The following is a 6648-nucleotide window of genomic DNA, read 5'->3' as shown; positions in this document are numbered from 1 at the left end:
CAGGCTTCAAGACTTGCACAGTACCTGTGGGAGCGGGTTTACCCGCGAATAGGCCGGCCCAGACAATCGAGATCTTCCAGTTAATGGCCAATTCGTCACTGGCCGTTCCCGATCCGCGACGGATGTATTATCGTGGCGAGGTGCGCATATAACAGCAGCCTGAGCGATCGGGCACTTGCAAGACAATCGAGGGTGTCATGAGTAACGAAAGCATTAACTGGGACAAGCTGGGTTTCGACTACATCAAGACCGACAAGCGCTACCTGTCCGTATGGCGCAATGGTGAGTGGGACAAAGGCACCCTGACCGAAGACAACGTGCTGCACATCAGTGAAGGCTCCACCGCCCTGCACTATGGCCAGCAGTGCTTCGAAGGCCTCAAGGCCTACCGTTGCAAGGATGGCTCGATCAACCTGTTCCGCCCTGACCAGAACGCCGCGCGCATGGCCCGTAGCTGTGCCCGCCTGCTGATGCCGCAGGTGCCGACCGATGTCTTCATCGAAGCGTGCAAGCAAGTGGTCAAGGCCAACGAGAAGTTCGTCCCGCCGCACGGCAAAGGCGCCCTGTACCTGCGCCCGTTCGTCATTGGCACCGGCGACAACATCGGCGTGCGCACCGCCCCCGAGTTCATCTTCTCGGTCTTCGCCATCCCGGTTGGCTCGTACTTCAAGGGCGGCATGAAGCCGCACAACTTCCAGATCTCCAGCTTCGACCGTGCCGCCCCTCAGGGCACAGGCGCAGCCAAGGTCGGTGGCAACTACGCTGCCAGCCTGCAACCAGGCGCTGAAGCCAAGAAGGCCAACTTCGCTGACGCCATCTACCTCGATCCACTGACCCACACCAAGATCGAGGAAGTCGGTTCGGCCAACTTCTTCGGCATCACGGCCAACAACGAGTTCGTCACCCCGAAATCGGCCTCGGTATTGCCGGGCATCACCCGCCTGTCGCTGATGGAACTGGCGCAATCGCGCCTGGGCCTGACTGTGATCGAAGGTGATGTCGAGATCAACAAGCTCGACCGCTTCATCGAAGCCGGCGCTTGCGGCACCGCCGCGGTGATCACCCCGATCGGTGGCATCGAGTACAACGGCAAGCTGCACGTGTTCCACGACCTGGAAAAAGTCGGCCCGGTTACCCAGAAGCTCTACAACGAGCTGACCGGTATCCAGAGCGGCGACGTCGAAGCACCGGCTGGCTGGATCGTCAAGGTCGCCTGAGCCGCTGGGCTACGCTGATCGACGGGGCATGTCAGACACTGGCATGCCCCGTTTTGTTTTACCCTGCGTAGATGAATTTTTCTTAAATCGCCGTTTGGCTATTCTTTGGCACAATCAAGTCTCCAAATAGACGCCCAGGAACGAGCATGCCACGCGTACTGACCATCGAAGACGACGCCGTCACCGGCCAGGAAATCGTCGCCGAACTCTCCAGCCACGGCCTGGAAGTGGATTGGGCCGACAACGGCCGCGAGGGCCTGTCCAAGGCCATTGCCGGCGGTTACGACCTGATCACTGTCGACCGCATGCTGCCCGAGGTCGATGGCCTGACGATCGTCACCACCCTGCGCAACCTTAAAATCGCCACCCCGATCCTGATGATCAGCGCCCTGTCCGACGTCGACGAGCGCGTGCGCGGCCTGCGTGCCGGTGGCGACGACTACCTGACCAAACCGTTCGCCTCCGACGAGATGGCCGCGCGGGTCGAAGTGCTGCTGCGGCGCAACAGCGTACCCATGACCCAGACCCGCCTGCAGGTCGCCGACCTGCAGCTGGACCTGATCAGCCACGAGGCACGCCGCGGCGAGCACACCCTCAACCTGCTGCCCACCGAGTACAAGCTGCTGGAATACCTGATGCGTCACAGCGGCCAGGTGATCACCCGCATGATGATCTTCGAGGAAGTCTGGGGCTACCACTTCGACCCGGGCACCAACCTGATCGACGTGCACATCGGTCGCCTGCGCAAGAAGATCGACTCCCCCGGCCAGTCGCCACTGATCCGTACGGTACGGGGCTCGGGCTATGCCATTGCTGAACCCGTCTAAGGGCTGGAGCTCGTCCACCAGCCGCCTGTTGGCGCTGTACAGTTTTCTGTTCGTGGCCTGGAGCAGCATCCTCATGGGGGTGCTGTACTTCGAAGTTTCCAGTTACCTCAACAAGCTCACCCGCCACTCCATGCTGCAGCGCCAGCACCTGTTCGCGCACATGAGCGGCAAACAGCTGGACGACGCCCTGATCGCCAGCCAGGCGTTCGAAGAGCGCAGCTTCGATGCCTATGGCCTGTTCGATGACCAGTTCAACCCGGTGGGCGGGCGCATTCGTTCAATTCCGCCGGACCTTGGTCTGGACGGCAAGGTGCACGAGCTCAAGCGCTGCCTGGACGCCGACGACCCGCACATGCCACGTGACAGCTGCGATGCGGTGGCGATCAAGGTGCAGGATGGCCGCTGGCTAGTGCTGTTCCGCGACAATGGCTCGCTGTTCGTGGTCACCCGGATCATCCTGCATGCGCTGCTATGGGGCATCTCGCTGACCCTGATTCCGGGGTTTGCCGGTTGGTACCTGCTGCGCCGCCGCCCGTTGAAGCGCATCCGTGCCATTCAGGCACAGGCCGAGCTGATCGTCGCCGGCGACCTCACCCACCGCTTGCCGCTGTCGACACGCCGCGACGAGCTGGACATGCTCGCCGACATCGTCAACGCCATGCTCGACCGCATAGAACGGTTGATGCATGAGGTCAAAGGCGTCTGCGACAACATCGCCCACGACCTGCGCACTCCCCTCACCCGCCTGCGGGCGCAGCTTTACCGCATTCGCCAGCAAAGCGCGCATGACTCGCCACAGTCCGAGGCGCTGGATCAGGCGATCGGCGAGACTGACACGTTGATGGCGCGCTTTCGTGGATTGCTGCGCATCAGCGAGCTGGAGGACCGCCAGCGTCGCGCCGGCTTCGTTCAGCTCGACCCGCATGACCTGCTGGTGGAGCTGCATGATTTCTATCTGCCGCTGGCCGAGGATGGCGGCATTCGCCTGAACCTCGAACAGCCTGCGCAGTTGCCGGCACTGCATGGTGACCGCGAGCTGTTGTTCGAAGCCCTGGCGAACCTGGTGGGCAATGGCATCAAGTTCACGCCCGAAGGCGGTCGGGTTGCCATCAAGGCGACAGAGGATGAAACGGGCGTGCACATCGCCATCGAAGACAGCGGGCCGGGGATTCCCGAAGAGGAGCGGACTGCGGTGTTGAAGCGCTTCTATCGCAGCGAGGAAGGCCACCGCCATTCCGGGTTCGGGCTGGGGTTGTCGATCGTTGCGGCGATCGTTGACCTGCACGGGTTCGGACTGGAGATTGGCGAGAGCGAGCTGGGCGGGGCGAAACTGGTGTTGCACTGCCCGTTTGCCGGGCTGGCCAAGTAGTATCAGGGGCTGCTTTGCAGCCCTTTCGCGACACAAGGCCGCTCCTACAGGGGAACGCATATCCCTGGAGGAGCGGCCTCGTGTCGCGAAAGGGCCGCAAAGCGGCCCCAATTACTCCGATCAGTCAGCCAGACGCCAGGTAGTGGCACCCTTGCTGTCTTCCAGCACCACACCCATGGCAGTGATCTGGTCACGGATACGGTCGGACTCAGCCCAGTTCTTGTCTGCACGCGCCTGCAGGCGCGCCTGGATCAAGGCTTCCACTTCAGCCGCATCGACCTTGCCCTCGGCACCGGCACGCAGGAAGTCATCGGCCTCCAGCTGCAACACCCCCAGCACATCACCCAGTTCACGCAGGCGACCGGCCAGGCCAGCTGCTGCATCGACATCGCTGTCACGCAGGCGGTTGATCTCGCGCACCAGGTCGAACAGCACGGCGCAGGCTTCCGGGGTACCGAAGTCATCGTTCATCGCCACGCTGAAGCGCTCGACGAAGGCTTCGCCACCCTTGGCGGCAACCCGCGGCAGGCCACGCAGGGCGTGATAGAAGCGCTCCAGGGCGCCCTTGGCATCACGCAGGCTGTCTTCGGAGTAGTTGATGGCGCTGCGGTAGTGGCTGGCCACCAGCAGGTAGCGCACCACCTCCGGGTGGTACTTGTCGAGCACGTCGCGGATGGTGAAGAAGTTGTTCAAGGACTTGGACATCTTCTCGCCGTTGATACGGATCATGCCGCAGTGCATCCAGGCATTGGCGTACTGCTTGCCAGTAGCTGCCTCACTCTGCGCGATCTCGTTCTCGTGGTGCGGGAACTCCAGGTCGCTGCCGCCACCATGGATGTCGAAGCTCTCGCCCAGGCAGCAGGTGGACATCACCGAGCACTCGATGTGCCAGCCCGGACGGCCAGGGCCCCACGGCGAATCCCAGTACGGTTCACCCGGCTTGACGCCTTTCCACAGGACGAAGTCGAGTGGGTCCTGCTTGGCCTCGTCGACCTCGATGCGGGCACCGATGCGCAGGTCTTCGATCTTCTTGCGCGACAGTTTGCCGTAGCCGACGAACTTGCCTACCCGGTAGTACACGTCGCCGTTGCCCGGCGCGTAGGCGTAGCCCTTGTCGATCAGGGTCTGGATCATCGCGTGCATGCCGGCGATATGGTCGGTGGCGCGCGGCTCCAGGTCCGGCTTGAGGATGTTCAGGCGGCGCTCGTCCTCGTGCATCGCGTCGATCATGCGCGCGGTCAGGGCGTCGAACGCCTCACCGTTTTCGTTGGCGCGGTTGATGATCTTGTCGTCGATGTCGGTGATGTTGCGTACGTAGGTCAGGTCGTATCCGCTTTTACGCAGCCAGCGGGTCACCAGGTCGAACGCCACCATGCTGCGGCCGTGGCCAAGGTGGCAGTAGTCGTACACGGTCATGCCGCACACGTACATGCGCACCTTGTTGCCATCCAGCGGCTTGAAGGCTTCCTTGGTCTTGCTCAGCGTGTTGTAGATGGTAAGCACGGCGATTCCTTAGCTGCCCCAGGAGTCACGCAGGGTGACGGTGCGGTTGAACACCGGGCGACCCGGCTGGCTGTCCTTGAGGTCGGCGCAGAAGTAGCCTTCGCGCTCGAACTGGAAGCGGTCTTCAGGCTGTGCCTGGCCCAGCGACGGCTCGGCACGGCAGCCGGTCAGCACCTGCAGCGAGTCCGGGTTGATGTTGTCGAGGAAACTGCCACCCTCTTCGGTCTTCTCCGGGTTGGCGGAGCGGAACAGGCGGTCGTACAGGCGCACTTCGCATTCGACGCTGCTTTCGGCCGGCACCCAGTGGATCACGCCTTTGACCTTGCGGCCTTCCGGGTTCTTGCCCAGGGTGTCCGGGTCGTACGAGCAGCGCAGCTCGACGATGTTGCCGTCGGCATCCTTGATCGCCTCGTCGGCGCGGATCACGTAGCTGCCGCGCAGGCGCACTTCACCGGTCGGCTCCAGGCGCTTGTAGCCCTTCGGCGGCTCTTCCATGAAGTCGTCGCGGTCGATGTACAGTTCGCGGGCGAACGGCAGCACGCGCACGCCCATGTCTTCCTTCGGGTGGCGCGGCAGTTCGAGCTGCTCGACCTGGCCTTCCGGGTAGTTGGTGATGACCACTTTCAGCGGGCGCAGCACGCACATGGCGCGTGGCGCGGTGCGGTCCAGGTCGTCACGGATGCTGAACTCGAGCATCGACATGTCGACCACGCCGTCGGAGCGGTTGGTGCCGATCATGTCGCAGAAGTTGCGGATCGACGCCGGGGTGTAGCCGCGGCGGCGGAAGCCCGACAGGGTCGACATGCGTGGGTCGTCCCAGGCGCTGACGTGTTTTTCGTCTACCAGCTGCTTGAGCTTGCGCTTGGACGTGATGGTGTAGTTCAGGTTCAGACGGCTGAACTCGTACTGACGCGGGTGCGCCGGTACAGGCAGGTTGTCGAGGAACCAGTCGTACAGTGGGCGGTGGCCTTCGAACTCGAGGGTGCAGATCGAGTGGGTAATGCCTTCGATGGCGTCCGACTGACCGTGGGTGAAGTCGTAGTTCGGGTAGATGCACCACTTGTCACCGGTCTGGTGGTGGTGGGCATGGCGGATGCGATACAGGATCGGGTCGCGCAGGTTCATGTTCGGCGAGGCCATGTCGATCTTGGCACGCAGCACACGCTCGCCGTCCTTGAACTCGCCGGCCTTCATGCGCGCGAACAGGTCGAGGTTTTCCTCGACGCTGCGCTCGCGGAACGGGCTGTTCTTGCCAGGCTCGGTCAGGCTGCCGCGGTACTCCTTGGCCTGATCAGGGGTCAGGTCGCAGACATAGGCCTTGCCACGCTTGATCAGTTCAACGGCCCAGTCGTGCAGCTGGTCGAAATAGTTGGAGGCATAGCGCACCTCGCCGGCCCAGTCGAAGCCCAGCCACTTGACGTCGCGCTGGATGGCATCGATGTATTCCTGGTCTTCCTTGGCCGGGTTGGTGTCGTCGAAGCGCAGGTGGCAGACGCCGCCGAACTCCTCGGCCAGGCCGAAGTTGACGCAGATCGACTTGGCATGGCCAATGTGCAGGTAGCCGTTGGGCTCCGGCGGGAAACGGGTGACGATGCTGCTGTGCTTGCCCGAGTCCAGGTCGGCCTGGATGATCGGCCGCAGGAAGTTCGCAGGGACAGCGGGGGCGCCTTTGGCAGCGGCGTTGGGCGCGTTGTCGGCAGTGGGCTTGCTCATAGGATCCTTGAATGCACGT

5 protein-coding genes are annotated in these 6648 nt (G+C 62.9%); 3 read left to right on the top strand and 2 right to left on the bottom strand.

Going from position 1 to position 6648, the window contains the following annotated elements; genetic code table 11:
- The first annotated feature begins 197 nt into the window (after window positions 1-197).
- From APH27_RS23630 to APH27_RS23620, 3 genes are all read left to right on the top strand, one after another.
- Entirely contained in the window at window positions 198-1217 is a 1020-nt protein-coding gene (locus APH27_RS23630; protein ID WP_027916771.1) for a branched-chain amino acid aminotransferase, read from the top strand.
- A gap of 146 nt (window positions 1218-1363) precedes the next feature.
- A complete protein-coding gene (locus APH27_RS23625) occupies window positions 1364-2044 on the top strand; it encodes a response regulator transcription factor (protein WP_027916772.1) in 681 nt (226 codons plus the stop codon).
- Complete coding sequence (locus APH27_RS23620) at window positions 2022-3413, top strand: HAMP domain-containing sensor histidine kinase (RefSeq protein ID WP_060486039.1); 1392 nt, start codon at window positions 2022-2024, stop codon at window positions 3411-3413. Before APH27_RS23625 ends, APH27_RS23620 begins: the two co-directional genes overlap by 23 nt.
- Window positions 3414-3533: 120 nt before the next feature.
- Here APH27_RS23620 and cysS read toward each other — a convergent pair whose 3' ends face one another.
- Window positions 3534-4916, bottom strand: coding sequence for a cysteine--tRNA ligase (gene cysS, locus APH27_RS23615; protein WP_027916774.1), 1383 nt, complete (start codon window positions 4914-4916; stop codon window positions 3534-3536).
- Between the two features lie 9 nt (window positions 4917-4925).
- Window positions 4926-6629, bottom strand: a complete 1704-nt coding sequence (locus tag APH27_RS23610; protein ID WP_060486038.1) for a glutamine--tRNA ligase/YqeY domain fusion protein — start codon at window positions 6627-6629, stop codon at window positions 4926-4928.
- Window positions 6630-6648: the final 19 nt, after the last annotated feature.

This window comes from Pseudomonas sp. NBRC 111123, assembly GCF_001320205.1.
GTDB classification, from domain to species: domain Bacteria; phylum Pseudomonadota; class Gammaproteobacteria; order Pseudomonadales; family Pseudomonadaceae; genus Aquipseudomonas; species Aquipseudomonas putida_J.
The sequence above is the reverse complement of the archived record's forward strand: the minus strand, read 5'-3'. Positions and strand labels throughout refer to the sequence as shown.